We start from the raw sequence: 26657 nt of genomic DNA on the forward strand, positions 1-26657 counted from the left end.
TGTTCGTTGGTTGGGGGGATTTTCAGTGGCTACTAGTGGCTTTCGACGGCGCCGCCACCGAATCGCGTTCGACGAGGGGACATTCAAAATATTCGGTACTGCCGTCACGCTCCGCGCCGCCCAGCAGCAGTTCGACGGCGCGGCGGCCCATCTCAAGGAAGGGAAGTTCCAGGGTGGTCAGCCCGGGCCGCAAGTGCGGGGCAAGCGTTTCCTGGTTGTCGAAACCCACCAGCGACACATCGTGCGGGATGGACAATCCGAGCTGGGCCACCGCTTGGAAGGTACCCCAGGCGGTGCGGTCGTTGGCGCAGAAGATGGCGGTGGGTGGCTGTGGACCAGTCATGAGTGCGAGGGCATTGTCGAAACCGCCCGACTCATGACCGTCGCCGATGCGGTGGAGCCCGGGGTCGGGGTGCACGCCAGCCTCCTTGAGTGCCCGGAGATAGCCGGCATAGCGTCCGACGGCGGCGGGAAGCTCACCGTCGACCGCACCGATGTTGATCATCGCGATACGCCGGTGGCCTGCGTCCAGCAGGCGTTTGGCGGCGGTGTACCCACCCAGCTCCTCTTCGGGAGCGATGCTTGGAAAACGCCCGGAACGGTCGCGCGAATTGAGCACGACGGCGGGCACCTCCGCCAGGACGTCCGGCACCTCAAGTACCCGGTGGTACATGGCGGCGTAGACCACTCCGGCCACCTTGTAGGACAGCATGGTCTCCAGCGAAGCGGCCTCGAGGGCCTTGTCACCGCCGGTGTTGACGGTCAGGAGAAGCAGCCCGGCCTCCCAGGCCCGGGCTTGGGCGCCCTCGATGATCTTGCCCGCGAATGGCGCTGTGGCCACGAAGTCGCCAACGAAGCCGATCATCCCGGCAACGCCGTCGCGGAGCACTTTGGCGTGGGCGTTGGTCCGGTACCCCAGTTCGTGGGCGGCAGCATGGACCCTGCGCCGGGTTTCCTCCGAGAACCTGGTTCCCGCAGCCTCGTTGAGCACTAGGGAAACCGTGGCCTGGGAAACACCGGCAGCGGCAGCGACGTCGTTCATCGTCGTGCCGGAGCGGCTTCCGGGGCGGGTCATGGGCTGGCCTGTCTGTTGAGGGCACCGGGGTGCTTGTCACAGGATCCGCACGACTGGCTGGGCTTAACCTGGGACCGGGTTATACGAATTACCAGCCCGGAAAACTGTAGCTGTCATCAAACCCGGCGTCAACGACCGGGCCGCGGACTAGAGTCAGAACATGCCCGCGAATTTACCTCCCGGCCTGCCGATCGTTCCCGACGGTGATTCCCCCGGCGGCCAGCGCATTTTCTCCCGGCTCCCCGGTACTGGCAATGGGGGTGCTGGCGTTGGGGCCGACGCTGAAGCCGCGCAGTTCAACACCGTTCCATTCGCGATGTCGCCGGAAGACTTCGAGGCGGCCGTCGGCGATGCCTTGCTCCTCATCCCGGACAAAGCGGCCCGGGCCATGGACAACGTGGCCATCTTCATCGAGGACGACTACATCCCGCAACCTGGAGACGAGCCGGACACGGTACTCCTCGGACTATACGAGGGCGTGCCCTTGACGGAACGGGACTCTTGGTGGGATGCCGGTTCCCTCCCTGACCGGATTACCATTTTCCGGCAGCCGATCCTGGATATCTGCGGATCCCGCCAGGAGGTAATCGACGAAGTGGCCATCACCGTGATCCATGAGATCGCCCACCACTTCGGCATCGGCGACGACCGCTTGCACGAGCTCGGCTGGGGATAGCCTTGTAGGCATGGGGCACGATCACGACCACTCGCACGGCGTCACCGCAACCGGCAAGCATCGCAAGCGGCTGGTCGCTGTGCTGGCCATCACCCTCGGGGTGGTCCTCGTCCAGGTGGCGGGCGCCGTCGTCTCCGGTTCCCTGGCGCTGCTGGCTGACGCGGGCCACATGCTCTCCGACGCCGCAGGCGTCTTCATCGCGCTGCTTGCCGCGTGGATAGCCACCCGGCCGGCGAGTGATCAACGCACCTACGGGTACCAGCGTGCCGAGGTCCTGGCAGCGCTGGCCAACGCCCTCATCCTGATCGTGATCTCAGTGGTGATCTTCATTGAGGCACTCCGCCGTTTCGGGGAGACACTGGAAATCCGCACCGACATCATGCTCTTTGCCGCCATTCTGGGTGCGGTGGCAAACGTGGTATCGCTCCTCATCCTGCGCGGGGCCCAGAAGGAGAGCCTGAACGTCCGCGGCGCCTACCTCGAAGTCCTCGGGGATCTTTTGGGTTCGTTTGCGGTCATCGTGGCTGCGATAGTCATCATGGTCACCGATTTCCGGGCGGCAGACCCCATCGCCTCCATCCTGATTTCGCTGATGATCCTGCCCCGGGCCTGGCATCTGCTGCGCGACGTGGTTGACGTCCTGCTGGAGGCCACGCCCAAAGGTGTCGAAGTCAAAATGATCCGCGAGCACATCCTCTCTGTTGAGGGCGTGGTGGCGGTTCACGACATCCACATCTGGACCATCACCTCGGGCGTTCCAGTGTTCTCGGCCCACGTGGTGGTTGAGGACCGGATCCTGGACGCCACCGGCGCCGACCGGCTCCTGGACCAACTCGGTTCCTGCCTTGGCTCGCATTTCGACACCGAGCACTGCACCTTCCAACTGGAACCTGCCGGCCACTCGGCGCACGAAACCCACCAGCACGCGTAGGGACCCCTGTGCGGTCAGCCTAGCTCGGTTGGATAACCACCGTCCCCGCGGCGCCGTCCACCGTGATCCTATGGCCTGAACTGATCCGGGACGTGGCATCCGGGACGCCCACGATCGCGGGAATCCCGTACTCACGGGCCACGACCGCGCCATGTGAGTTGGGGCCGCCCATCTCCATCACGAGTCCCCCGGCAGTCAGGAAGAGGGGGGTCCAGCCGGGATCCGTGGAGGGCGCCACCAGGATTTCTCCGGGTTCGAGATGCGCGCCCACGGGATCCATGATCACTCTGGCCACTGCGGTCACCGTGCCCGCTGAAGCCGGGGTTCCCTGCAGCATGCCGTCCGGCAGTGCGCCGCCCGGCGCCGGGCATCCATTCCGGCTGCCCAGGAAGCCGGCGGGCAGGGCTTCCGGCTCGGTGCCGTCGGAGAGCAGCACGCGTGGCACGTGCCGGCGCTTGAGTTCAAGCTCGTAGGCCTCGCGCCGCTGCGCCACCAGATCGTGGAGATCCTTGCCGTCCAAGGCATGGCGGGCGTCGTTGAAATCCAGGAAGAACACGTCGGCGGGGTCATTTATGACTCCCGCATCCGCCAAGGTTTCCCCTACTTCCGAAAGCCGGGCGCGGACCGCGGCGAAGCCACGCACGAGGTGGTACTTCGGAAGCTCACGGAGTCCCGCGAACATGCGTGTCCGCTCAAGGGCCGTTTTCACGATCAGGGCGTGAAGCGGACTCTTGGACCTCGCACGGGCCACCAGTACGGCGAGCTGTTCCTCGGCGTCGCGGGCAGCTTTTTCGAACTGCTTGTCCGGCGCCAGGCGCGGATCGTCGAGGCGAAGGTAGTTGACCAGGACTCCGATGATGTGGGTGGGGTCGTCGGACCAGCGGGGCATCCCCAGGTCGATTTCGGCGATGGCCCGGTGCCCGTAGCCGCGCAGGAACGAGGCCAATCCCGCCTGCGCGACGAACGGCAGCCCGCCGTTGCGGTAGCTCTCCGCGAGCACCGCGGGCTCGCCGCCGGTAAAGGCCTCAGCGGCCGCGGGATCGTCGCGGATGCTGGTCGAGAGTCGCCACAGGGCAAGGTCCATTTCAGTGGTGACGTTGTTGGGCAGGCCGCGGATGATGGTTTGGAGTTCACCCCAGGAGGCCTGTTCGCCAAGTATTTTCCGGACCAAACCGATCATCGCAAACCCAAGCGCTACCGGCGGCAGGATATTGGGCAGTATGGGGAACAATTCCTCGCGAAGTATCCTCTCGGCGTGGTCCAGCTTTTCACGGGGAGCGGCATCGGCGGGGACTTCATGCGTGGCCTTCAGGTTCTCGCCCAGCCGTTCCACCTTGTCGAGGGCAACGTCCGGCCGAAAGAGGGCGCGCAACAGGGTCTCCGGAAGGCGGAACCGGAGCACGATCGGGACAACGTGCCTGAGCAGTTTGAAGGGGGTCCTGCTCGTGACGGCAAATCGCGGATCCTCGAACAGGGCGCGCATGATGGCCGCCGAACGCGCTTCCATGACGTCGAAGATCCTGGGCACGATGGCCCGCCCGGCCTTGCTCCGGAACACCGAAGTAAGGTCAAAATAGATCCGTTGCCCCGCTTCGTAGTAGGGCGAAGGCCCGTCCCGCGGTTCGGGAACGCGGAATCCCGCCGCGCCGGCTACCGAGGACCCCATGAGCCTGATGCCCGCGAGGCCCATGGGAGTCAGGGGACGTGTGAGTCCTTGGGCGAGGCTGAAGCAAAGGTACGCATGCGGACCGGGGACTGCGGGTTGGCGGGTCATTTGCGGGTAGAGCGTGGTGATGGAGCGGGCTTGGGTGAGCCACAGTTTGCCGTCGCCATCGATGGCCCATTCAGTGTCCTGCGGTGCTCCGTAATGCTCCTCGACGCGCTGGCCGAGGACAGCAAGCGCCCTGATCTGGGAGTCGGCAAGGCAGGCATTCCCGGCTGTTCCGTCTTCTGCCTGCGCCGTCGCGCCGAGCCTTTCGGTCCCGCCTCCGGGAATGGAGCGAATCACCAGCTTCCGGTCGCCGATCCTTCGTTCCGTGATCCTGCCGGTGAGGGAATCCACCACAAAGTGGTCCGGATTCACCGCGCCGGAGACCACGGCCTCACCGAGCCCGGGATTGGCGTCGATCACTGCTTCGCGGCGCCGCCCGGTCACCGGATTGGCGGTGAACAACACGCCTGCGGTTTCAGCATCCACCATCCGTTGGACGACGACGGCGAGCGTCACCGCGGCGTGGTCGATCCCGTTGCTTGCCCGGTAGCTGACCGCCCGGTCCGTCCACAGGGACGCCCAGCACTTCCGGACGGCCTGCAGCACGGCGTCAGCCCCCACGACGTTCAGGTAGGTGTCCTGCTGGCCGGCGAAACTCGCAAAGGGCAGGTCCTCGGCCGTGGCAGAGGACCTGACGGCAACCGGGACTTCCGAGCCCAGCGCGGAGTAGGCCGAGCGGACGGCGTCTTCTACGTCGGCCGGGATCCCGGCGTCGAGCACAGCTTCCCTGGTGCGGGCCGCGAGGGACGCGAGCCCATCAAGGTCGCCGGGTTCCACGGCCCCAAAGCCACGAAGAATGTCCGGGAGCGTCGCAAACTCGGGGCCACCGCCGGGAATTCCTTGATTTTCGCCAGGGGACCCGGAGCTCGCATCGGGCTGAAGCGCGCGCCGGTAGGCCCCGGTGGTCAGGCAAAACCCGGGCGGGACCGGAAGTCCCGCCCAGATCAGCTCGCCGAGATTGGCCGCCTTGCCGCCGACCTCTGGAAGCATGGTTGCCCGGATCCGTCGCAGCTCGACGATCAAGCGCGAACCCTCCCCGGGCTGTGCGTGCTCCACCATTGCCGTCCGCCTGCGTCACCGGTCCTTGGGTTTGCCTGTTATGCGGCGAGCATCGGACCGAATTTGACGCGGTCCGCCAGCCTGGGGTCCTCGCGGTCGGGAACAACCAGCACGGGCCCTTTGGCGTGGTGTAGGACTCCATCCGACGTCGATCCGAGGAGCATTCCTGCGAAGCCTCCCCGCCCGCGCGTGCCCAGCACCACCAGTTCGACGCTCCGGCTCACTTCCACGAGAACTTCAACGGGCGAACCATCGAGCAGTTGGGTTTCCGCTGGAAGCTTGGGGAAATGGCTCTTGAGCCACGCCAGGCCTGCGTCGAGCTGAACCCTGATGTCCTTGAAGAGTGCCTCCCGGTCCAGGGGTGCCGGAACCCACGCGAGGGAACCGCTGTACTCGGGTACGGCGCAGATGACGCGCAGCTTTGCTCCCATGCGTTGGGCCTGCTCTGCGGCTTCGAGGACGGCAACACGGGCCTGTTCCGAGCCGTCCACGCCGACTGCGACCACATTCTCGATCACGCGGGAGCCGACCTTCGCGCGCTCGGCCTTAATGTGCTTGTCCTCTGTGGTTTCACCCAATCGGTCCGCGCAGAAGAGCGGGACTGTCACAGTGGGGCACTTGGAGTGGGCCGGCAGGGCACTGCTCACGGAGCCCAGGAGCCTGCCCACGAAGCCGCCGCGTCCCCGGGTGCCGAAGACGAGGAGCTCGGCCGTTTCGGACAGATCGAGCAGCACGCCGGAGGCATCGCCGTTCTCCACCGAGCCATCGACGTCGATGGCGTAGCCGGAGACCTTCTCAAGGGCCTGCTTGACGATTGCTTCGGCGCCGTCCCGGATAACGGAGTCATCCACGGTTGCGTAGCCGCCGTCCAGGCCGGACGCCGCGAAGATGGGCACGGAGTAGGCCGTGACTACATGCAGGGGTAGTTGCCTGCGTTCGGCCTCCCGGGCGGCCCAAATGAGGGCGCATTGGCCGTGTTCGCTGCCGTCAACGCCCACCACAATTCCGCCGGGGGCAATGGATGGTTCCTCTCCATTGCCCCCGGCCTCTGGTCGATGGCTCTCAGAGTGTTTGCCGTGCTGGTCCATGGGGCCTGCCTCCTCGCACTGCTGGCTGATGTTGCGGCTATTCTGCCAGAGGCCGCGCCCACAACGTGTTTCTCGCTTGACTGCCGTGAGTTGCGGTCTCCAATGCTCACTATTCTCGTTTGCAAGGGCCGAATCAAGCCGGAAGAAGCGTATGTGGAAAGCCGCCCGGGGGCGTGGAAATCTGCCGAATCGGAGCGCGAAAAACGCATCGGCGGACATGCCGATGCCGGGGCTATCCACCACGCGATTTCTTCTGTAATGTTCGAGGCACTGGTGACCGGGGATCGTGTTTTTCGACACATCAACGGCCATCATTCGCGACCGCTTGGGGACCCGGACGCCACCCCGGTGTTGCCTTCGGCAACGCACCTTCAAAGAGGAGCCAAGCTGTGTCAACCATGCCTGCTGCGAGTACGGAACGCACCACCACCGTGGTCATCGGTGCCGGCATGCCCGGCCTGGCCGTGGCCAGCGAACTCAGCCGCTACGGCGTAGACGCCATCGTGGTGGACGGAATGCATGTCCCCGGACCTTTGCAGCCGCTCAACACCGGCATCCTCCAGCGCTGCGACGCGGCCGACGCCGCATGCCTCCAGGAGCGCAGCGAAATCCTCCGGCACCTGCGCAATTACGCGGCCAGTCACGGGCTCGATGTGCGGAGCACCACGCGAGCCGTCCGCCTGGATCGCCTGGATCGCCTGGACGAAGCTGCGGTGGGGACCGCGATTTCCGGATCGGTGGTTTACGGCTCCGGGCTTTCCAACGCCGCCGGACCGGATCTGTCAGCACCAGCCGTGGCTTCCTCGGGTGTGGCCTCGTACCAGTGGGTCGTCCACACCGCCAACGGAGTGCTCTTGGCCGACCACGTCGTTGTCACCCGCTGCGGTCAGAGCCAATTGCGGCGGATGCTTGCCGAGCTCGGCATCGCGATCGGCCAGAACCTTGTCGCAGCCATGCGCGCGATTGGAATGTACCTGGTCGGCGTCGGCGAACTTGCCACACCCACACCAAAGGAAGTCCTGCGCCAAGCCAAGGTGGTGGGCCAGGCGATTTCCGCCAAGGTCCACCCGGAGAGCGTCCACGGGGCCCTCACGGGTACCTTCGCGGCAATTCCTGCTTCGGCCTAGAAAGAGTCCCGCACCGACCGGCGCTTGTTTTCCATTCCGGCCCTTCAAGATCGGGTCTGGAAAACAAGCGCCGGTTTTGTGAGGCGAGGCTTGGGCAGACTCTCCTATGAGTCCTCGTCGTCCTCGGAATCCCCGGCCCCCTCGGAGTTCCCGGAACCATCAGAGTCGCTGGAATCATCAGAATCGCCGGAATCCCCGCCTGCCAGCCTGCGCCGCGCCGTGACGCCCAGGAAAACCAGCAGGCCCGCGGCCACCATCGCGAAGACCACAATGCTCCAGGGGAACGGCTGGGAGGCATCGGGCACCTTCTCCGGCGTCGCGGTCGACCCAGGTGCGGCAGTGCCGGCGGTGGGCACCTCCACAGATGGTGCGGTGCTCGCGGAGCCGCTGCCCGCCGTCGTACTTCCTGCTTTGGCAGTGAACGTAAAGGTGCCTTCGATGGGGTGCGAATCCGAACTGACAACCCGCCAGATGACGGTGAATGCGCCGGCAGGCGCGCCAGGCCTCAGTTTCTGCGACACCACGGCGTCCACAATCTCGACGGAACCATCCGCCCAGTTCTGGCCTGAGGCGTCGTTCACCCGGATCTGCGAGCCGAGCAGGAGCGGCCGGTTGTTGAACGTGATGGACACGGAGTCGGGGACGCTGGCAACCGTTGAGCCGTTGGCCGGTGACGTTGACTCGGCGACGTCGTGCGCGAAGGCGGGTGCCGCTGAGAACAGGGCGGCAGAGAAAAGAACCCCTGCGAAAGCGACGACGACGGCCAGCAGCTGGCGGATAGGGCGCATGAGCGAGTGACTCCCTTGGTGTTGGATTCCTTACAGACTAGGCGAATTCGAGGGAGGGCCGAAGCCGCGGGCATAGGATTTGAAAGCACACTTCCCCGATCCCCGGAGACTTCCATGCTCAAGCAGGGCTCAGCCATCGACCGCTACTTCAAGATTTCGGAACGCGGATCCAACTACTCGCGAGAAATCCGAGGCGGCTTCGCGACGTTCTTTGCCATGAGCTACATCGTGGTCCTCAATCCTTTGATCCTTTCCGGGACGGACTCGAGTGGAGCTTCCCTTGGCTTCGCCGCCGTCGCCGCCACCACGGCCTTCGTGGCCGGCATCCTGACGATCCTCATGGGAGCCTGGGCCAAGCACCCCTTCGCCATTGCCACCGGGCTGGGCGTCAACGCCTTCGTGGCAGTCACCATTGCCTCACACCCCGGCCTGACGTGGCCGGACATGATGGGCCTGGTGATGCTCTCGGGCCTGACCATGCTGATCCTGGTGCTCACGGGTTTCCGGACCGCCGTTTTCAAAGCCGTACCTGAGGCCCTGAAGACTGCGATCGTGGTGGGCATCGGCCTCTTCATCGCGCTGATCGGCCTGGTCAATGCCGGCTTCGTGCGCCGCATCCCGGACGCCGCCGGTACCACGGTCCCGCTGGGCCTGGGCGTCGACGGGAAGCTGCTTGGCTGGCCCACCTTGGTATTCGTCGTCGGCCTTGTCCTGACCATCGCCCTGGTGGTCCGCAAAGTACGTGGCGCCATCCTGATCGGCATCATCGTCTCCACTGCCCTCGCGGCCATCCTTGAATTCACCCTGCACATCGGACCGAGTTTCGACGGCAAGACCTACAATCCCCGCGGCTGGTCCCTGGTCGCGCCCAAGTTCACCGAGTGGGCCGCTCCGGACCTGTCCCTCATCGGCAAAGCGAACCCCCTCGGCGCGTTCCAGCACCTTGGCATCATCGCCGCCACGCTGCTGGCATTCGTGATCCTGCTCAGCATCTTCTTCGACGCTATGGGCACCATGGTGGGCCTGGCCAGGGAAGCAGGAAACATCGACAAGCACGGAAACATCCCCAACGTGGACCGCGTCCTGCAAGTGGACGCGCTCGGTGCGATCATCGGTGGCGGCTCGTCCGTGTCCTCCAACCAGATCTTCGTTGAATCCGGCGCCGGCATTGGCGAGGGCGCCCGGACCGGCCTCGCGTCGATCGTAACCGGCCTGCTGTTCCTGGTGGCCATGTTCTTCACCCCGCTCATCAACCTGGTCCCTTTCGAGGCCGTCGCCCCCGCACTGGTGGTGGTGGGCTTCATGATGGTGTCCCAGGTGGGCAAGATCCACTGGCAGGACTGGGGTGTCGGCATTCCTGCGTTCCTGACCATGGCCCTCATGCCGTTCACCTACTCGATCGCCAACGGCCTTGGCGCCGGGTTCATTTCCTTCGCACTCATCCGCACCTTCCAGGGCCGGGCCCGCGAAGTCCATCCGCTCATGTGGGCCGTGGCCGCGGCATTCCTGCTGTTCTTCGGGATCGGTCCCGTCGAGGAAATCCTGGGAGTCAAGTAGGCCTTTCCGGAATACCGGACACCCTCCGCCTGCAAGCCGTGTTTTTCGCTGCCGTCATGCGCTGAGCTTGAATCATGGAGATTTCCCCCGCTGTTGCCGATGTCCGCCCGACGCCGTGGACCGGCCGCTTCGACGGCGACGGCGATGAGCACCGCCGTTGGTGGCAGGCCGTGGCGCCCCAGACTGCCGATGCAGCCGCCCCCGGCGGGACGGAAGCGGGGTCCCGGCCCGCCGTCGTCGTGGGCTTCCGCAGTGACGAAGGCGTGCGGCGCAACAAGGGCCGTATTGGCGCGGCCGCCGCGCCGGAGGCAATCCGCCAAGCGTTGGGCCCGCTGGCTTTCCATCTGGACCGGGACGTGTTCGACGCCGGCGACGTCGTTGTGGAGGACGGCTCGCTGGAGGCGGGCCAGGAGCGCGCGGGCCGCGTGATTTCGGAATTGCTCGACGCCGGCAAGCTCACGGTGCTGCTCGGCGGCGGGCACGAAACTGCTTTCGCCAGCTACCTGGGCGTGGCTGGCTCGGAGGCCGTGAAGAGCGGCAAGCGCCTCGGAGTCCTGAACCTGGACGCGCACTTCGACTTGCGGGACGATACTGTGCCGAGCTCGGGCACGCCGTTCCTGCAGATGGCTCGAGCGGAAGCCGCCGCGGGCCGCGAACTGAACTACGCCGTCGTCGGCATCTCCGAGCCCAACAACACATGCGCCCTCTTCGATACGGCGGACCGGCTGGGAGTGAAGTACCTGCTGGATGAGGACTGCTCCCCGGAGGCCGTGCAGGATTTCGTGACGCGGTTCCTGGACACCGTGGACGTGCTCTACCTGACGATCGACCTGGACGTGCTGCCGGCGTCGGTGGCTCCCGGAGTGAGCGCCCCCGCAGCGTATGGCGTGCCGCTGCACGTCATCAACGCGGTGTGCAAGCAGCTTGCCGCGAGCGGGAAACTCCTGCACCTGGACGTTGCCGAGCTCAACCCCGAGTTCGATATCGACTCGCAGACCGCCAAAGTGGCCGCGCGCCTGGTGAACACGCTGCTGGGGTAGGGCCTCAGCCGACGGCGCGGAGCCTGACTGCCATGAACTGGCGGCCGGGGAGCTCCAGGCGGAAGCGTCCTTCCATTGCGTCCGGCAAGGTTTCAATGGTCATGTTCCAGGTGTCGATGATGTCAACCTCGTAGCGGCGGCCGGCCGGCATCACGAAGTTCCGGTACGTGGGCTGGTTGAAACCGAAATAGCTGAGCTCGTGCTCGTGCCGGATGCCGGCGGTCGGGACGTCCCAGGCGCTGGGCAGCGGCTCGAGGAATCCGCCCGGGGTCTCCTCGAGGATGCGGCGCAGGAAGGCGATCCGATCCGGGCTGCTGCCATGGAATTCGCCGCCCTTGGCCCACCACAGCACGTCCGCCGGATGCATGTACGTTTCGCCGTGGCCCACGTAGCCACCCCGGACGGCCCCTTCCCAGAACCGCCGGGTCATTTCCTCGCCGGTGATGTTGCCCCAGCCCTGGTCGATGTTGCCCTCGTAGGCGCACTCGTCGATCACCACCGGTTTCTGCCAGCGGTCCCGCCATTCCACGGTGAATTCGGCCGTCTTGTGCACGTCCTGGCGCTGGATGCTGCTGTGCGTGATCCACGGCCGGGAGTAGTCGTAGAACGCATGGCAATTGTGGATCGACAGCAGGTGCCCGTTGGGATCGTTGGCCTGGACGATGCCCGCGAAGCGCTCCCAGTCCTCGGTGGTCTTGCGGAACAGGAGATCGTACTCGTTGGCCAGGGACCACCAGATATTCCGGTGCGAAGCCAGCCGGGCCACGACATACTTCAGGTAGCGGTCATCCTGGCCCGGGCTCATCGTGGAGAATCCCCAACGGTCATAGGCGTGGAACAGGATCAGGTCCGCTTCGATACCGAGCTCCTCCAGCTGCCCGATCCGCCGTTCCAAGTGCCTGTAGAACTGCGGATTGGGCCGCTCGTAATCGAAGCCGCCAGACAGGGATCCTTCAAACGGATAAAACTCGGGTTCGTTCTCGTTGAACAGGTAGGACTTCGGGAAAACGCACATTCGCATCTTGTTGAACGGCCCTGCGGCGAGTGTGTCGAGGGTTTGCTTTTCCAAGGCGTCGCCCTGATGGGTCCAGGCGTAGGACGTGGTGCCGATGGGCAGGTACGGGGTGCCGTTTTCGTAAGCGAAGTGGAAGGTCTTGGACACGCGAACCACGCCCTTGGCCCCGGCAACCGCCTCGCGCGCCGTGAATGCCCCGGTGACACCATCGAGCGAACGCGCGTTGCTGGCGGTCGCGAACGACCACGCCCCTGCCTCCGGCAGCAACAACCGAACGCGGTACAGGCCGTCGCCGTCGTAGAAACCGGGCACACTGAGCACGTCGCCGGACGGAGAAGTGAACACGGCCCGGAGTTCGACGTCAGTGAACGGGTTGCTGTGCGAGGGTCCGGCGAAGGTGAGTTCGAAGCGCTCCCGGACGGCCGCCGTCGTCGGGTATGCGGCAACCGCACTGCCGCACACCACGGAGGCAGGCTCATAGTCCCCCGCCGGGGCGGGAAGATCAGCCGCCGCCTCCGAGGCGCGCCGGGCTACGAGATCCTCGGGCTCCAACTCGCCCAGGAGGCGCAGGATTTCCGCGGTTTCCTCGGGCTTCCCCCGCAGGGCGTCTTCGGTTCCCAGGATGGTGCCCACCTCGTGGAAGTAGAGCGTGTGCAGCGCAGGGCTGTTGACAAGCGTGGGGACGCGTTCGCTCAGGATGCGGTTGCCTTCGGCGTGCCGCATCACGAAGTACAGGGGGCTTTCAGCGGTGAACGTGGTCATCTTTGCCTTCTCGTTTCAGGGTTTCGTGGACGGGACGGCAGCGCGTGTGCCGCTCAGTGCCGACAATGCGGAGCCGATGTCTTCCTTGATGGGCGCTGGCGTGAAGATCAGCCCCTGATTCAGTGATGTCTGGCGGTACCAGACTGTGTCCTTGCGGAATTGGGTGGCCGCGGCGGGATCGTGCGCGTCGATGGCCTGCCAAACGGCCGCGTAGGCCTCGGGATCGTCCATGATGGCGGACAGGGGCGAGTCCAGGGACGCGGCACCGGGCGCCGCGGCAGGCCCGGCGTCGGGAACGGTCCAGGCGTACCGGCCGGATCCCACCTCGAACTCTTCGGATCCGTCCGGCAAAGAAACGACGGCGCTGGTCCCCGGGGGCACGACTGCTTCCACAAGGATTCGCTCGCCGGAACGCTTCCAGGCCACGCTGGCCACTCCGTAGGGGGTCTCGTGCGAGGTGCTGGCATGCTGCAGGCTACGGAGCGGACGCGGTGCGAGGTGCTGTTTCCGGTAGCCGGGCTCCGCCGGAGCCAGACCCGCAACGGTCCGGTGCATCCAGTCGGCAATGGCGCCGAGCGCGTAGTGGTTGAAGGAGGTCATTTCGCCGGGGTTGATGCTGCCGTCCTCCAGGATGGAGTCCCAGCGTTCCCAAATGGTGGTGGCGCCCTGGGTGACCGGGTAAAGCCAGGACGGGCACTCGGTCTGGGTGAGCAAGCGCTCTGCAGCGTCCACGTGCCCGGTGACTGTCAAGGCGTCCGCAATGAGCGGTGTGCCGACGAACCCGGTGGCGATCCTGTAGCCGCCCAACCGGGCGAGTTCCGCGAGCCGGTCACCAAGTGCCTGGCGCTGGACGGGATCCGTGCTGATCCCGAACATGAGTGCCAGCGAGTAAGCCGTCTGCGCATCGGAGACCATGCGGCCCGAGGGCGTGACGTACTCAGAGAGGAACGCGCTGCGCACGTCTTCGGCGAGAGTTGAGTATTTGCCGCGGTCGTCGTCGGCGCCCAACACGGCTGCGGCCTTTGCCGTGAGGTCGAGGGAACGGAAAAGGTAGGCGCTGGCCACGATGTCGCCATGGGTGCGGGCGGCGCCGGGCTTGTCCGGCGGGGCTGCCGGGTCCAGCCAGTCGCCCAGCTGCATCTGGCCCTGCCACAACCCCGAACTGTCCCGGACGCGGAGCAACGCATCGGCCCAATCGCACATGCTTGGGTACTGCCGGCGCAGCAGTCCACTGTCACCGAAGCGTTCATAGAGCACCCACGGAACCACGGTGGCAGCGTCACCCCAGGCGGCCACGGGCGATTCCAGCATGCCGAGCACCGCCGGAACGACAATGGGCACCACGCCGTTGCGGTGGCTTTGCTCTATGGCGAGATCCTGCAGCCAGGAACTGAGGAACCCCAAGGAGTCGTAGAGGTAGCTGGCCGTGGGGCTGAACACCTGGATGTCTCCGGTCCAGCCAAGGCGCTCGTCCCGCTGCGGGCAGTCGGTGGGCAGCGCCAGGAAGTTGCCGCGCATTCCCCACAGGGCATTCTCGTGCAGTCGGTTCAACATCGGGTCCGAACAGTCGAACCAGCCGGTGCGGCGCATGTCGTTGTGGATGACGACGGCGGTGATCGCCGCCGGGTCCAGCTCGCCGGGCCAGTTTTCCACCTGGGCGTAGCGGAACCCATGGAACGTGAAGCGGGGCTCCCATTCTTCTTCAACGGCCCCGGCGAGCGTATAGCCGTCCGTGGCGGAGGCCTGCCGCAACGGACGAAGGGACAGTTCACCATCCTCCAGGACCTCAGCATGGCGGAGCGTGATTCTATGTCCTGCATCGCCGCTTACCCTGATCCGCAGGCGTCCTACCAGGTTCTGGCCGAAGTCCAGGACGGTGGCGCCGGAAGGCGTGGTCAGGACTTCCCTGACAGGCAGTTCTTCGATCCGACGGACTGGAGGCGCCACGGCGGGCGTTGCTTCAGCCCAGGATCCGGAGTCCAGGGAAGCAGGAAGCCAGTGCGAGTCGTCGAAGCCCGGCGATGACCAGCCGGCCTCCAGGCGCCGCGCATCGAAGGCTTCCCCCGCATAGATGCCGCTGGAAACGAGTGGGCCCGCCGTGGTGCCCCGCCAGTCCGGGCCGCTGGCCACGGTTTGCCGTGTACCGACTGCGTATTCGAGACGCAGTTCCACTTTGACGGCTGGCTGCCCGCCGTAGAACGGTTTGGCGAAGCCGTGGAAGCCATACTTTTCGGTGTACCACCCTCCCGCGAGCCACACACCAATGGCGTTGGCCCCCGGTTGGAGGAGCGAGGTGACGTCGGTGGTTTCGTGGTTGAGGCGGTCAGCGTAGGCCGTCCACCCCGGTTTGAGAACCTGATCATCCACTTCTGAGCCGTTGATTTCGGCCTGGTAGACGCCGTGCGCGGTGGCGAACAAGGTGGCTTTGGCCAAGCCCGGACCCACCGTGAATTCGTACCGCAACTGGCCAGGCTGTCCGAGCGAAATCTCCATTCCGGCGACGGCGGGCAGGCCGATCGCCTCGGCTTGCCACTGCCCTTCAAGGTAACCGCCCGCCAAGGTCAGGGGTTCGCTCCAAGCGGTGGTGCCGCCGTCGTTCCCTGTGACGCGCACCTCGACTGCCACCTGCTCGCCAGCGGCGATGGCCCCGAAGGGCCACCCCACCAGCACTGAGTCAGTGCCTTCGAGCACTGTTGATTCCGCGGTTCCACTACGGGTCAACCGCAGCTCGGCGTGCGCCTGCTGCCAATCCGTGCTGTCCGTGGCGACGACCCAGCTGAGCCGGGGCCGCGGATTGGCCACGAAGGCGGTATCAGTGCGGTACTCGGCGCTGAACCGGATAACCGAAGCGTGGCGGAGACCGGGTGGCTGGGGTGCCACGGAAGTTGATGTCACGAAGGGGCCTTTCGGAAGAACGTGGGGTGGGCGGGCGCTGGAATTCCTACTGTGGTTCGCGGCCTTCGCTGCGGAACCAGTCGAACGTGACCGTGCCGCGGCTCGCGAAGACGCCGGCAACCCTTCCCGTAAAGGAGGCCGCGGTTTCTGCCGAGAGATACCGGCCGTCCAGTTCCGCCAAAGTGAGCAGTTCGCCGTCGACGACCGCTTGGAGGGCGATGGTGTCCGAGCTCAGGTGCCCGAAGCCGATGCCCGAATCCGGCTGGCGGGTTTCGATGCGAAGTTCCAGCGACCCAGGAGGAACCTGTCGCGTCCAACTCTGTTCGATCGAGGAAATCCGGGCCCTTGCTGTGAGGGTGGTCCCGTTCAGTTCGATCGAATAGTGATGTGCCTCGTCGTAGCGGACCGCAAGGCCGCCGGCATTCCCCTTCCCGGCAAGGGGGTCAAGCTCCTCGGGAGCTCCCGTGTCCACCAGAGCCGAGACGGTCTCCACCTGGTAGCGCTGGCGGCGCCCCAGGAAGGAAGGCCTGGAATCATCCAGGCCGGTACCGTCGCTGACGAGGGTGAGGCGCCCGGGGTTCTTCTCGGCGGAGGCGAACGTGCCGGGGAATCGCCGGACGGCGATCCAGCCGCCGTCGAGCTCGGCGTCCGCAAAGTTGTCCTCGAACTCGCCACCGCCGGGGCGCGGGTTGAGGATGACCGGTTCGACGACGGGCCAGCCGTCCTCCCACGTGACCGGGGTGATGAAGGTTTCCCTGCCCAAGGCGGAGAAGGCCCGGGTCATGCCCTTGGGCCGCATGCCCAGCAGCACCATGGCCCAGCCGCCGTCGGGTGTTTGCACCAGGTCGCCGTGGCCGGTGTTCTGGATGGGGCGCTCGGTGCTCCGGGCACTCAGGATGGGGTTGGCGGGGTTGCCCTCGAATGGACCGGCCGGCGACGTTCCGCGGGCAATGCTGACGCAGTGTCCGCGCTCGGTGCCGCCCTCGGCGATCATGAGGTACCAGTAGTCGCCATGTCGGTACAGGTGCGGTGCCTCGGGGAACATCAGGCCGGTGCCGGACCACACGCTGCGGGGTTCCTCCAGGGCCTTGCCGGCTTCGAGATCCACGCGGACCTGGAGGATGCCGCCGTGCTCTCCGATGTTCCCGGTGACGGTGTCGAGTCCCGAGTACGTCATGTAGGCGGTGCCGTCCTCGTCCCAGGCAAGGTCCTGGTCGATCCCGATGACGCCCTCAATGACGAGCCCGTCGCTCCACGGGCCGGCAGGATCCTTGGCAGTGAACACCAGGGTCCCCCGCGCCATGGCATCGGTGACGGCGACGTAGAACAGGCCGTCGTGGAACCGGATGGTGGGTGCCCAAGCGCCGCCAAGGGTGGGCACGTCCTTTGAGTCGAGCTGCCCTTCCCGGTCCACCACGTGGCCGATCCGGTCCCAGTTGACCAGGTCGGTGCTGTGGTAGATCGGAATGCCGGGGAGGTATTCGAACGTGGAGGTCGCCAGATAGTAGTCCTCGCCGACCTTGACGATGCTTGGATCTGGGTTGAAGCCCGGAATCAGTGGGTTAGGGAAGTTCATGCAGCGCCTCCAAGGGTGAGAACGGTTTCGAGCGGAAGCTCGCTGACTGAGGTGCCGATGCGCAAGCGGTAGTCCCCTGGTTCGTACGTCCAGCCGTTGTCCCAGTAGGCCAGGAGGCGAGTTGGGATGTTGATGACCACGGTGAGTGTCTCGCCGGGTCCAGCCCATACGGGGGCGGAGGCGACGAGCCAGCGGACCGGACGGTCCACGGCCGAGCCGGGCCGTTCGGCGTAGAGCTGCACCACTTGCTTGCCGGGGCGGTTGCCGGTGTTGGACAGCGTCACGGTCAGGGGCACGACGGCGCCGGGCACCGTGATCGCAGGAGCGTCAACAGAGTCAAGGGTCCATTCGGTGTAGCCGAGTCCGTGCCCGAATTCGTAGGCCGGCTCAGTCCCTTCCCTAAGCCAGGCCCGGTAGCCGATGTGGATGCCTTCTTCGTATTCCAGCTTTCCGTCGGCGTCCGGGGTGGTGTTGATGACCGGCACGTCTTCCTGGGTTGCGGGCCAGGTGGTCGGAAGCCGGCCGCCGGGTTCTGCGGCGCCGGTGAGGATGTCGGCGAGGGCTGTGCCGAATTCCTGCCCGCCGAAGTACCCGATGAGGGTCGCGGCCACCTCGTCCCGCCAAGGCAGCAGCACCGGGGACCCGGAGTTGACGATCACGATGGTGTGCGGGTTGGCCGCGGCGACGGCGTGGACCAGGCGGTCCTGCAGGCCCGGAAGCTCCAGGGTGGTGCGGTCGTAGCCTTCGGATTCGACGCGGGAGTTCGTGCCGACCACGACGACGGCGACCTGGGCCGCCCGGGCCGCCTCAACGGCGTCGTTGATCAGGGTCTCCGGATCGGTGCCGTCCGCTTCGAGCCCGATGGTCACGGCCAGGGCGTTGGACAGGGACCCGGTGCGGCCCGCGAGGTCCAGTTCGACCGTCACTTCCAGCGGAACACCTGCGGTCGCCCGGACCGGGACGGAGGCCGAGGGCGGGGCCAGGAAAGCAGCGCCCAGGTCAGTGCCTGTGGCCTCGATGGAAGCCTCATGCGCCAAGACGCCGTCCACGAAGATCCGCCCATGCCCCACGGTGGAGAAGCCGATGCGGATGGTGCCGGTTTCCTCGGGCGTGTAGTGGGTGTGGAACTGGACCATGGAGGACTCCGCGATGGGGGCGTCCCCGCCGAACCAGACCAGCGCAGTGGAGAGGCGGTCCTCCGAGAAGAGTTCCTTGCCTGTGGAGGCAAAGAAACGCACCCGCAGCCCCGGCCCGCCGGTAACCGGGTTCCTGAGCTGTTCCAGGGGCAGTTCGGCGATGCCTTCCTGCACCACCGCGCCCACGTTGTAGCTGACGTTCTCCGGGCCGAACGCGGTACGGATCCCGTCCAGCGGGGTGACGATCTTTTCCGGGACCACGGTCGCGGAACCGCCGCCCTGTGTCCTGGCATGGCGGGCATTGTGCCCGATCACCGCCACGCTGGTGACAGAGGCCGGAGCCAGCGGCAGCACGCCGTCGTTCTTCACCATCACCGTCCCGGCCACGGAGGCCTCCCTCGCAAACGCGAGCGGGTCCTCGTGGTCCACCGGCTCCGCGGCCGCGGGTTCGAAGCCCTCCAAGGCGCCCACCCGGGCGGCCAGCTGCAGGATCCGCAGCACCTTCCGGTCAACCGCGGCCTCCGAAACCGTGCCGCACTTCACCGCCAGCACGAGCGCCGGACCCCACGGCCCGTCCGGACCCGGCATCACCAGATCCTGGGAATGCTTCGCGCTCTCCACGCTGCGCACCGCGGTCCAGTCGCTGATCACCACGCCGTCAAAACCCCACTCGGTGTTCAGCGGAGATTCCAGCAGATCGTTTTCGGTGGCCGTGGCACCGTTGACCGAGTTGTACGCGCTCATCACCAGCCACGCCTTCGAGTCCACGATGGCCTTCTCGAACGCCAGCAGATACAGCTCCCGCAAAGGGCGTTCGTCGACCAGAACATCCACGGTGAACCGGTCCGTTTCGGAGTCGTTGGCCACGTAATGCTTCGGGGTGGCACCGACGCCGTTGCGCTGGACCCCGGCCACATACGCCGCCGCAAGTTCACCGGTCAGGACCGGGTCCTCGCTGAACGCCTCGAAATGCCGGCCACCCAGCGGGGAACGGTGCAGGTTGATGGTCGGGCCCAGCACGACGTCGACACCCTTGCGCCGGGCCTCGACCGCCGAAGCAGCCCCCAAACGGTCCGCCATGGCAGGATCCCAGGACGAACTGATCGCCGTCGCGGACGGGAAGTTCATTGACGGCTGCCGCTCATCCCAAACCTCACCACGCACCCCCGTAGGCCCGTCCGAGAACAGCATCCGGCGCAGCCCGATCTTCTCCACCGGCCAGGTCGTCCAAAAATCCCGGCCCGTCAGCAACCGCACCTTCTCCTCCAGGCTCAGCCGGTCCAAGAGGGACTCGAGGCGTTGGTCGATGGTCTGGTCGGTGAGGAGGTCCATGGTGGCTTTCTTGTCTGTCTTGAGGGATGAAATGTCGATGCTCATGCGGTGGCACTCGTGGTGACTGCGGCCCCGGCGGCTTCGCGTTGGGCGGCAATGATGTCCCGGTACCAGTACGCGCTCCACTTGGGGATGCGGGCCTGGGTGCCGTAGTCCACGTAGACCAGGCCGAAGCGCTTGTCGTAGCCCTCGGCCCATTCGAAGTTGTCCATGAAGGACCACGCGAAGTAGCCGCGAACGTCCACGCCGCCGGCGATCGTCTCTCCTACGGCGGAAATGTAGCCGCGAAGGTAGTCGATGCGTTCGGGGTCGCGAACCTCGCCGTTCGGATCCACGTAGTCGTGGAATGTGGCGCCGTTTTCCGTGACGTACAGCGGAAGGGAGGTGTATTCTGCGGCGACCCGTTTGAGTACCGCCTTGAGTGCCCCTGGCGTGTTGGACCAACCGAACGACGACGGCGCCGGCGCCACGTGCGTCCAGCTTGCCCCTCCCGGGGCTGATTCGTCCGCGGAAACCAGCATGTTGGTGTAGTGGTTGATGCCTGCGAAGTCACCAGGCGCCGAGATGATGGCCAAGTCGTCGGGCTGGACCAGGTCTTCTGCCGCGGCCCCCTCGCCGGTGGCCGTCAGTCCGTACTGGCCGTAGGCCGCAATGGTGGACTCGGCGTAGCGCCCTCTGTAGACAGGGTCCAGGAAGATCCGGTTACTGACGGCGTCCCAGTATTCCGTAGCCTTGCGGTCGGCTTCGGAATCGCTGGCCGGGTTGAGGTTGCCGATGATATTGGTGATGCCCACCTTGGCCTCAGGGCGGCGGGCACGGAATTCGGCCAGCGCCAGGCCGTGGGCCAGGAGTAGGTGGTGGGCTGCACGCACGGCGAGGCGGTCGTCCTTGAAGCCCGGGGCCTGCATTCCCCAGGAGTGACCAAGGAAGGCCGCACACATCGGCTCGTTGATGGTGATCCAGTGCTCGGCAAGGTCGCCCAGGGCCTCGGCCACGAGTCCGGCGTACTCCCCGAAACGGTAGGCGGTGTGCCGGGCCGGCCAGCCGCCGTCGTCCTGCTGTGCTTGCGGCAAGTCCCAGTGGTAGAGCGTCACGTACGGAGTGATGCCGCGGGCGGCGCAGCCCGCCAGCAGCTCACGGTAGAAGCGCACGCCTTCGGGGTTGAGCGGACCGACACCGGTGGGCTGCAGCCGGGACCAGGACAAGGAGAGCCGGTAGGACGGGATGCCCAGCTCAGCCATGAGGTCAAGATCCGCTTCCCAGCGATGGAAGTGGTCGCAGGCGATGTCCCCGTTGTCTCCGTGGATGGTGGTGCCCGGCTGGTGGGAGAAGGTGTCCCAGATGCTCTGGCCCCGGCCGCCCTCCTTGACCGCTCCTTCGATCTGGTAGGCCGCCGTGGCCACGCCCCAGGCGAAGTCGGCGGGAAAAGCGGCGGCTGGGGAGAGTTCCGGGCTCGCGGACAGTGGCGGCTGCGTCATGGGCTCGCCTTTCGTGTGTCTGTGCTGGTTTTAGAGTGGGGCTTGCGGCGGGTCAGGCCACGCCGGCTTGGACGTTCTGCTGGTGCTGGATGTCCAGCAATCGCAGGCGGTCGGCCCGGCGTTGGGCTTGCCGGTCCGGGTCTGGGACCGGGGCGGCCATGAAGAGTCGCTGGGTGTAGGGATGCTCCGGTTCTCCGGTGACTTGCTCGCCGTCGCCCCATTCCACGATTTCGCCGTGATACATCACGGCGACGCGGTGGCTGAGGTGGCGGACCACCGCGAGGTCGTGGGAAACGAAGAGGTAGGCGACGCCGCTGCGTTCCTGGATCTCGATGAAAAGGTCCAGCACCGTGGCTTGGGTGGAGAGGTCCAGTGCTGAGACGGGTTCGTCGCACACGATCAGTTTCGGGTCCAGCGCCAGTGCCCGGGCGATGGCGATGCGTTGGCGCTGCCCGCCCGAGAACTCGCGCGGCAGCCGGTGGGCGGCGCCGTGCGGCAACCGGACCTGGTCCAGCAGCTCGGCGACGCGCTTGTTGGCCGTCTGGCGTTCCACTTTCCGGACCGTGAGCGGCTCGGTGAGGATCTGCTCGATGGTCATGGACGGGTTGAGCGAGGTGTACGGGTCCTGGAACACCACTTGGATCTCGTGGCTGAGCTGCTTGCGCTGGGCGCGGGTGGCTTTGGAGATTTCCTGGCCGCGGTATTTGATGCTTCCACCGGTGACCGGGGCGAGCCCCAGCACTGCGCGGCCCAGCGTTGTCTTGCCGGAGCCCGACTCCCCCACCAGGCCCACGGTCTCGCCAGGGCGGATGTCCAGGGAAACGCCCTTGAGGGCCTTGAACGGTTCCCTCCGGAAGCCCTTGAGGGGATATTCGACGACGACGTCCCGGACGTCGAGCAGTGTTTCGGTCATGGCTTCACTCCTGTCAGGCTGGTGAGCGGTGCACTGCTCGCGAGGGGGGCACCGGTGCTCAGGGGGCCACGCGGTGGCGCGTCCTCGAGGATCGCTTCCAGCAGCCGCTTTGTATAGGGGTGGCGGGCGTTCTTGAAGATGGTCCGGACGGGTCCGGTTTCCACGACGCGGCCCGTCTGCATCACGGTCACGCGGTCGCACAGGTCGGCCACGACACCGAAGTTGTGGGTCACCAGGATGACGCCCATTTTCAGCTCGTCCTGGAGTTCGCGCAGCAGGTCGAGCACTTCGGCCTGCACGGTGACGTCCAGTGCCGTGGTGGGCTCGTCCGCGATCAGCAGGTCCGGCTCGCAGGAGACCGCACCGGCGATCAGCACTCGTTGGGCCATGCCTCCGGAGATCTCATGCGGGTAGGCGTTGAAGGTCCGTTGGGGGTTCGGAATCCCGACTTTGGCCAGGAGGGCCAGTGCCCGCTTCCGGGCTTCCGCCTTGGAGATGCCTAGGCATACCCGCATGGGTTCCATGAGCTGGCTGCCGATGGTGAAGGCGGCGTCCAGGTTGCTCATGGGTTCCTGCGGGATGTAGGCGATGCGCTTGCCGCGGACCTTCGTCATGTCCTTTTCTGAGAGGCGGGCCAGGTCCGTGCCGTCGAAGATGATCGAGCCGCCGGTGACTCGTCCGCCCTGCGGCAGGAGCCTAAGGATGGAGAAGGCGGTCTGGGTCTTGCCCGAGCCGGACTCGCCCACGAGCCCATGGACTTCTCCGCGGCGGACCGTGAGGCCCACGTGGTTCACCACGTGGGTGGTGGAACCGTCGGGCTGGTCGTAGCCGACGCCCAGGTCGGTCACCGCCAGAAGGATCTCACCGACGGTGTTGTCTTCACCGGCGGGCGCCTCGGGATGCACCACTGCAGGCTCGCCGCGCTTGGCGGCGGCTTCAGCGGAATCGACGGCGGCGGCCCCCTTGCGGCGGCGCTTGACCGGCCCGCGGCTGCGCTCGAGTTCGTCGCGCATCGCATTGGCCAGCAGGGTCAGCGCGATGCAGACGACGCCGAGGACGAGGCTTGGCCACAGTACAAGGGTGGGTGCCTTGTAGAGGTTGATGAAGCCGTCGTTGAGCATGCTCCCCCACGTGGGGATGTTCAGGTCGCCCAGGCCAAGGAATTCCAGGCCGGCCTGGATGGCGATGGCGATGCCAAGGACCATGGCGGACTGGATGATGACGGGTGCGCGCACCACGGTGAGGATGTGGCGGCCGATGATCCGGAAATCGCTGAGCCCGGAGACCCGTGCCGCGTCGACGTAGAGTTCGTTGCGCACCGCCGTCACGCAGGCGTAGACCAGCCGGAAGTAGGCGGGGGAAAGCAGGACGCCGAAGATCATCATGGACAACCACATCGATGGTCCGACGACTGCCCTCGCAGCCAGCAGGATGACGATGCCGGGCATCGCCATCAGCAGGCCGGTGAGCCAGGAGGACATCGAATCGAACCAGCCGCCGTAGTATCCGGCAACCAGGCCGCCGGTGACGCCGATCGCGACGGCAACCACGAGCGCCAGCAGTGCCCCGGCCAGGCTGAACTGGCCCGCGAAGAGCAGCCGGCTGAAGACGTCGCGCCCGGCACTGTCCGCACCCAGCACGTGGTCCGGGCTGGATTTGGCCAGGACCGACTGGAGGCTGGCCAGGCTGGGGTCGTGCGTTGCGAGTACAGGTGCCAGCACCGCGGCCAACGCCACGAGCGCGAGGACCAGCATGGAAGCGGCGCCGGTGGGGTTCGTGAGGAGTTTGCGGAACAAGGAGACTTTGTCTGCCTGGGTCGGCAGTGCGATGGAAGTGTCGATCATGACAGCCGAACTTTCGGGTTGAGCCAGCCTTGGGCGAGGTCGATGATGAGGTTGACGATCACCACGATGGCTGCGGTGGCGACGACGACGCCCATCACCACCGGGATGTCCCCCTGGCTGGTGGCGGCAACTGCAATCTGCCCGAGGCCGGGCAGGGCGAAGATCTGTTCAACGATCACGGCACCGCCGAGCAGGCCAATGAACTGGACCGCGAGGACTGCCAGGGCAGGACCACCCGCGTTGCGCAGCACGTGCCTGTACACCACCCGGTTGAAGGTGAGGCCGCGGGCACGGAGCGTGCGGACATAATCCTGGCGGAGGGCATCAATCAGGGATCCCCGGACCTGCTGGACCACCGAGGCGATGCAACCGATCGAAAGGGCGATGATCGGAAGGGTGACCGTGGCCGCCCAGCCGCCGAACGACGTCGTAATCGGTACATAACCGGTGGCCTTGAACCACTTGAGGTTCAAAGCAAACAGCGACACGAGTCCCAAGGCGATAAGGAAGCCGGGAATCGCGAAGCCCAGAACGCCCACGAACTGGACCACACGGTCCACCCAGCCCCGGCGCACCGCGGCCAGGACGGCTATGACTACCGAGATCACGGCGGCGATGATGGTGGCGCCCAACACCAGGGAGAGGGTCACGGATAGCCGGCTCGTGACGCCGGTGGCGACCAACTGGCCGTTGAACCACGAGCGTCCAAGGTCACCAGTGAGGGCGTGGGTGAGCCAATCCCAGTACTGGACCACGAGAGGGCGGTTCAGGCCTAGCTGGGAGGCCTTCAGTGTCACCTGGGCCTGGCTGGCTGTGGGGCCCACAATGCGGCGGGCGATGTCGCCGCCGCCCGCGTACAGCAGCAAGTAGGCGACCGTTGTAATGACGAACAGCAGGAGGACGCCCGAGAGCAGGCGCCGCAGCACGAAACGGTACATCAAAGTTCCTTAGGGGAAGGTTCCTGGGGCCGCCGGGACCAGGCCTGCGTCAAGCGGTCCGGTCCCGGCAGCTGTCCGCTAGGAGGCGGGAGAGAAGGACCAAATGAACGGGTAGGCGTTACCCGTCTGGACCTCGACCTTGGTCTTGGCGTCGCTGACGAAGCTGGACTGCGGGCGGTACCACGGAGCGAACCAAGCCTGCTCCACGATGTACTTGTTCAGTTCCTTCGCAGCGGCCGTCTGCTCATCTGTCGAGCCGACGTGGATCTTGTTGATCAGCTCGTCCACCTTCGGGTCCTCGTACTTGTACGGGTTCCAGGGTGCGGTCGGGGAGATCTTCATGTTGATCAGCTGCCAGTCGGACTGCTGCTCCAGGATCATGTAGCTCACGCCATACTTCGGCGCCAAGAGGTCGGCGATGAAGTTGTTGCCAGTGTCCGTGAACTCCGCCGTGATGCCGACGTCCTTGAGCTGCTGGGTGATCAATGCCGGGAGCGTGTTGCCCATGAGCGCGGAGGACGGCAGCTTCAGGGTCAACCCGCTGGCGTAGCCGGCCTGGGCGAGCAGTTCCTTGGCCTTGGTGGGGTTGTAGGCATAGCGGGAATCCAGGGACTTGTCATAAGCAGCCGACGACGGCGGGAACACCTGGGTGGTCAGCTCGCCATAGCCCTGGCCGATTGACTGCAGCATCGCCTTGGTATCGAAGGCATAGTTGAGTGCCTGGCGGACGCGGACGTCCTTCAGCGCGGGGTTGGTGGTACCGGCCCGGTCAAACAGGATGAGCCCTGCCCAGTTCAGCTGGAGTGGATTGACCTTGTATCCGGCAGCCTGGATCTCCGTGAGCGTGTTGTTGTCAGCGGTGTTGGCGGCGTTGAGCTGCCCGGACTTGATGGCGTTCAGCAGCGAGGTCTGGTCCCCGTAGACGTTGAGGACCAGGTTGTCGTAGTGCACCAGGCTCTTGTCCCAGTAATTCGGGTTGCGGTGATAGCTGTAGGACGTGCCGGTCACGGTGGCCGCGGTATCCAGCACATAGGGGCCGGAGCCGACGGGTTTGGTGGCGATGTCCGCGTTGCCGAAGGACGCCGGGCTCTGCATGAAGGACGCATCCTTGGACAGGTAGTTCAGGAACGCCGGGTCCGGGGCGGACAGGGTCAGTTCCAGCGTGGTTGCGTCCACGGCCTTGGCAGTCTTCAGCGCTGCCAGGAATTGTGCATCCGGCGACGTGCCTGCCTTGAAGCGTTCAAGGTTTTGCTTCGCGGCATCAGCGTTGAAGGGGTTGCCGTCGGTGAATTTGACGTCGTCACGCAAGGTGAGCGTCAGGACGGTCTTGTCCGCGTTGTACTTCCAGTCTTTGGCCAGCATCGGCACGAGCGAGCCATCCGGCTTCATCCGGATCAAGGTGTCGTACACGGCCTGGTAGAACGGCGACAGGTTGGCGAACTCGGACTGGTTTGCAGCGAAGGTCTTGGGCGCCAACAGCGCGCCCAAGGTCAGGGTTTGGGAGGACTGGTCCTGAGGGGCAGCGGCACCGCCACCACCACAAGCAGTGAGCCCCAGGGCAACAGCCGCAATGACTGCGGCCATTCGCTTGGATCGGAACATCTTTGGTCCCTTTCACGATCAGTGGCGTCCACCATGGACGGCCATTGGGAAAGA

General features: G+C 65.8%; 18 protein-coding genes. 5 read left to right on the forward strand and 13 right to left on the reverse strand.

Going from position 1 to position 26657, the window contains the following annotated elements; translation table 11 throughout:
* Positions 1-22: 22 nt before the first annotated feature.
* Complete coding sequence (locus tag QRN59_RS07670) at positions 23-1075, reverse strand: LacI family DNA-binding transcriptional regulator (protein ID WP_284981935.1); 1053 nt, start codon at positions 1073-1075, stop codon at positions 23-25.
* A 160-nt stretch (positions 1076-1235) separates the two neighbouring features.
* Here QRN59_RS07670 and QRN59_RS07675 point away from each other — a divergent pair, with 160 nt between their 5' ends.
* Together QRN59_RS07675 and QRN59_RS07680 are read left to right on the forward strand one after the other, a co-directional pair.
* On the forward strand, positions 1236-1751 hold the full coding sequence (locus tag QRN59_RS07675) for a metallopeptidase family protein (protein WP_284981936.1): 516 nt from the start codon (positions 1236-1238) through the stop codon (positions 1749-1751).
* A 10-nt stretch (positions 1752-1761) separates the two neighbouring features.
* Positions 1762-2682 carry a cation diffusion facilitator family transporter gene (locus QRN59_RS07680; protein WP_284981937.1) on the forward strand — a complete coding sequence of 307 codons (921 nt, stop codon included), beginning with the start codon at positions 1762-1764 and terminating at the stop codon, positions 2680-2682.
* 19 nt (positions 2683-2701) lie between these two features.
* Here QRN59_RS07680 and QRN59_RS07685 read toward each other — a convergent pair whose 3' ends face one another.
* Together QRN59_RS07685 and QRN59_RS07690 are read right to left on the reverse strand one after the other, a co-directional pair.
* A complete protein-coding gene (locus QRN59_RS07685) occupies positions 2702-5512 on the reverse strand; it encodes a PEP/pyruvate-binding domain-containing protein (RefSeq protein ID WP_284981938.1) in 2811 nt (936 codons plus the stop codon).
* A gap of 38 nt (positions 5513-5550) precedes the next feature.
* Complete coding sequence (locus QRN59_RS07690) at positions 5551-6600, reverse strand: universal stress protein (RefSeq protein WP_284981939.1); 1050 nt, start codon at positions 6598-6600, stop codon at positions 5551-5553.
* A gap of 398 nt (positions 6601-6998) precedes the next feature.
* Between QRN59_RS07690 and QRN59_RS07695 the strand changes: the two genes are divergently transcribed.
* Positions 6999-7727, forward strand: coding sequence for an NAD(P)/FAD-dependent oxidoreductase (locus tag QRN59_RS07695; protein WP_284981966.1), 729 nt, complete (start codon positions 6999-7001; stop codon positions 7725-7727).
* A gap of 104 nt (positions 7728-7831) precedes the next feature.
* On the opposite strand, the gene QRN59_RS07700 is transcribed toward QRN59_RS07695, so the two are convergent.
* Positions 7832-8515, reverse strand: a complete 684-nt coding sequence (locus tag QRN59_RS07700; RefSeq protein WP_284981940.1) for a copper resistance CopC family protein — start codon at positions 8513-8515, stop codon at positions 7832-7834.
* Positions 8516-8629: 114 nt separating this feature from the next.
* Between QRN59_RS07700 and QRN59_RS07705 the strand changes: the two genes are divergently transcribed.
* Together QRN59_RS07705 and hutG are read left to right on the forward strand one after the other, a co-directional pair.
* Entirely contained in the window at positions 8630-10072 is a 1443-nt protein-coding gene (locus tag QRN59_RS07705; RefSeq protein ID WP_284981941.1) for an NCS2 family permease, read from the forward strand.
* 74 nt (positions 10073-10146) lie between these two features.
* Positions 10147-11112, forward strand: coding sequence for a formimidoylglutamase (gene hutG, locus QRN59_RS07710; protein ID WP_284981942.1), 966 nt, complete (start codon positions 10147-10149; stop codon positions 11110-11112).
* Positions 11113-11116: 4 nt separating this feature from the next.
* Here the strand turns inward: hutG and QRN59_RS07715 are convergent, their stop codons facing one another.
* From QRN59_RS07715 to QRN59_RS07755, 9 genes are all read right to left on the reverse strand, one after another.
* The gene (locus QRN59_RS07715) at positions 11117-12889 is read right to left on the reverse strand and encodes a DUF5605 domain-containing protein (RefSeq protein WP_284981943.1); all 1773 of its coding nucleotides are present in this window, start codon (positions 12887-12889) and stop codon (positions 11117-11119) included.
* A 15-nt stretch (positions 12890-12904) separates the two neighbouring features.
* The gene (locus tag QRN59_RS07720; RefSeq protein ID WP_284981944.1) at positions 12905-15784 is read right to left on the reverse strand and encodes a family 78 glycoside hydrolase catalytic domain; all 2880 of its coding nucleotides are present in this window, start codon (positions 15782-15784) and stop codon (positions 12905-12907) included.
* 46 nt (positions 15785-15830) lie between these two features.
* On the reverse strand, positions 15831-17360 hold the full coding sequence (locus QRN59_RS07725; RefSeq protein ID WP_284981945.1) for a glycoside hydrolase family 43 protein: 1530 nt from the start codon (positions 17358-17360) through the stop codon (positions 15831-15833).
* The gene (locus QRN59_RS07730; RefSeq protein ID WP_284981967.1) at positions 17357-19828 is read right to left on the reverse strand and encodes a beta-glucosidase; all 2472 of its coding nucleotides are present in this window, start codon (positions 19826-19828) and stop codon (positions 17357-17359) included. Before QRN59_RS07730 ends, QRN59_RS07725 begins: the two co-directional genes overlap by 4 nt.
* Before the next feature lie 41 nt (positions 19829-19869).
* Positions 19870-21306, reverse strand: a complete 1437-nt coding sequence (locus QRN59_RS07735) for a GH1 family beta-glucosidase (protein WP_284981946.1) — start codon at positions 21304-21306, stop codon at positions 19870-19872.
* A 52-nt stretch (positions 21307-21358) separates the two neighbouring features.
* A complete protein-coding gene (locus tag QRN59_RS07740; RefSeq protein WP_284981947.1) occupies positions 21359-22219 on the reverse strand; it encodes an ATP-binding cassette domain-containing protein in 861 nt (286 codons plus the stop codon).
* Entirely contained in the window at positions 22216-24063 is a 1848-nt protein-coding gene (locus QRN59_RS07745; RefSeq protein ID WP_284981948.1) for a dipeptide/oligopeptide/nickel ABC transporter permease/ATP-binding protein, read from the reverse strand. Before QRN59_RS07745 ends, QRN59_RS07740 begins: the two co-directional genes overlap by 4 nt.
* Positions 24060-25001 (reverse strand): ABC transporter permease, encoded by a 942-nt coding sequence (locus QRN59_RS07750; protein ID WP_284981949.1) that lies wholly within the window; start codon positions 24999-25001, stop codon positions 24060-24062. The genes QRN59_RS07745 and QRN59_RS07750 overlap by 4 nt, the downstream gene beginning before the upstream one ends.
* Positions 25002-25079: 78 nt before the next feature.
* Complete coding sequence (locus QRN59_RS07755; protein WP_284981950.1) at positions 25080-26603, reverse strand: ABC transporter substrate-binding protein; 1524 nt, start codon at positions 26601-26603, stop codon at positions 25080-25082.
* Positions 26604-26657: the final 54 nt, after the last annotated feature.

The organism is Arthrobacter sp. efr-133-TYG-118, from assembly GCF_030209755.1.
Lineage (GTDB): Bacteria > Actinomycetota > Actinomycetes > Actinomycetales > Micrococcaceae > Arthrobacter.

Coding starts and splice junctions, on each gene's coding strand:
- hutG (WP_284981942.1), top strand. CDS start 10,147: ATGGAGATTTCCCCCGCTGTTGCCGATGTCCGCCCGACGCCGTGGACC.
- QRN59_RS07745 (WP_284981948.1), bottom strand. CDS start 24,063: ATGATCGACACTTCCATCGCACTGCCGACCCAGGCAGACAAAGTCTCC.
- QRN59_RS07725 (WP_284981945.1), bottom strand. CDS start 17,360: ATGAACTTCCCTAACCCACTGATTCCGGGCTTCAACCCAGATCCAAGC.
- QRN59_RS07750 (WP_284981949.1), bottom strand. CDS start 25,001: ATGTACCGTTTCGTGCTGCGGCGCCTGCTCTCGGGCGTCCTCCTGCTG.
- QRN59_RS07740 (WP_284981947.1), bottom strand. CDS start 22,219: ATGACCGAAACACTGCTCGACGTCCGGGACGTCGTCGTCGAATATCCC.
- QRN59_RS07700 (WP_284981940.1), bottom strand. CDS start 8,515: ATGCGCCCTATCCGCCAGCTGCTGGCCGTCGTCGTCGCTTTCGCAGGG.
- QRN59_RS07690 (WP_284981939.1), bottom strand. CDS start 6,600: ATGGACCAGCACGGCAAACACTCTGAGAGCCATCGACCAGAGGCCGGG.
- QRN59_RS07755 (WP_284981950.1), bottom strand. CDS start 26,603: ATGTTCCGATCCAAGCGAATGGCCGCAGTCATTGCGGCTGTTGCCCTG.
- QRN59_RS07735 (WP_284981946.1), bottom strand. CDS start 21,306: ATGACGCAGCCGCCACTGTCCGCGAGCCCGGAACTCTCCCCAGCCGCC.
- QRN59_RS07730 (WP_284981967.1), bottom strand. CDS start 19,828: ATGGACCTCCTCACCGACCAGACCATCGACCAACGCCTCGAGTCCCTC.
- QRN59_RS07705 (WP_284981941.1), top strand. CDS start 8,630: ATGCTCAAGCAGGGCTCAGCCATCGACCGCTACTTCAAGATTTCGGAA.
- QRN59_RS07680 (WP_284981937.1), top strand. CDS start 1,762: ATGGGGCACGATCACGACCACTCGCACGGCGTCACCGCAACCGGCAAG.
- QRN59_RS07685 (WP_284981938.1), bottom strand. CDS start 5,512: ATGGTGGAGCACGCACAGCCCGGGGAGGGTTCGCGCTTGATCGTCGAG.
- QRN59_RS07715 (WP_284981943.1), bottom strand. CDS start 12,889: ATGACCACGTTCACCGCTGAAAGCCCCCTGTACTTCGTGATGCGGCAC.
- QRN59_RS07695 (WP_284981966.1), top strand. CDS start 6,999: ATGCCTGCTGCGAGTACGGAACGCACCACCACCGTGGTCATCGGTGCC.
- QRN59_RS07675 (WP_284981936.1), top strand. CDS start 1,236: ATGCCCGCGAATTTACCTCCCGGCCTGCCGATCGTTCCCGACGGTGAT.
- QRN59_RS07670 (WP_284981935.1), bottom strand. CDS start 1,075: ATGACCCGCCCCGGAAGCCGCTCCGGCACGACGATGAACGACGTCGCT.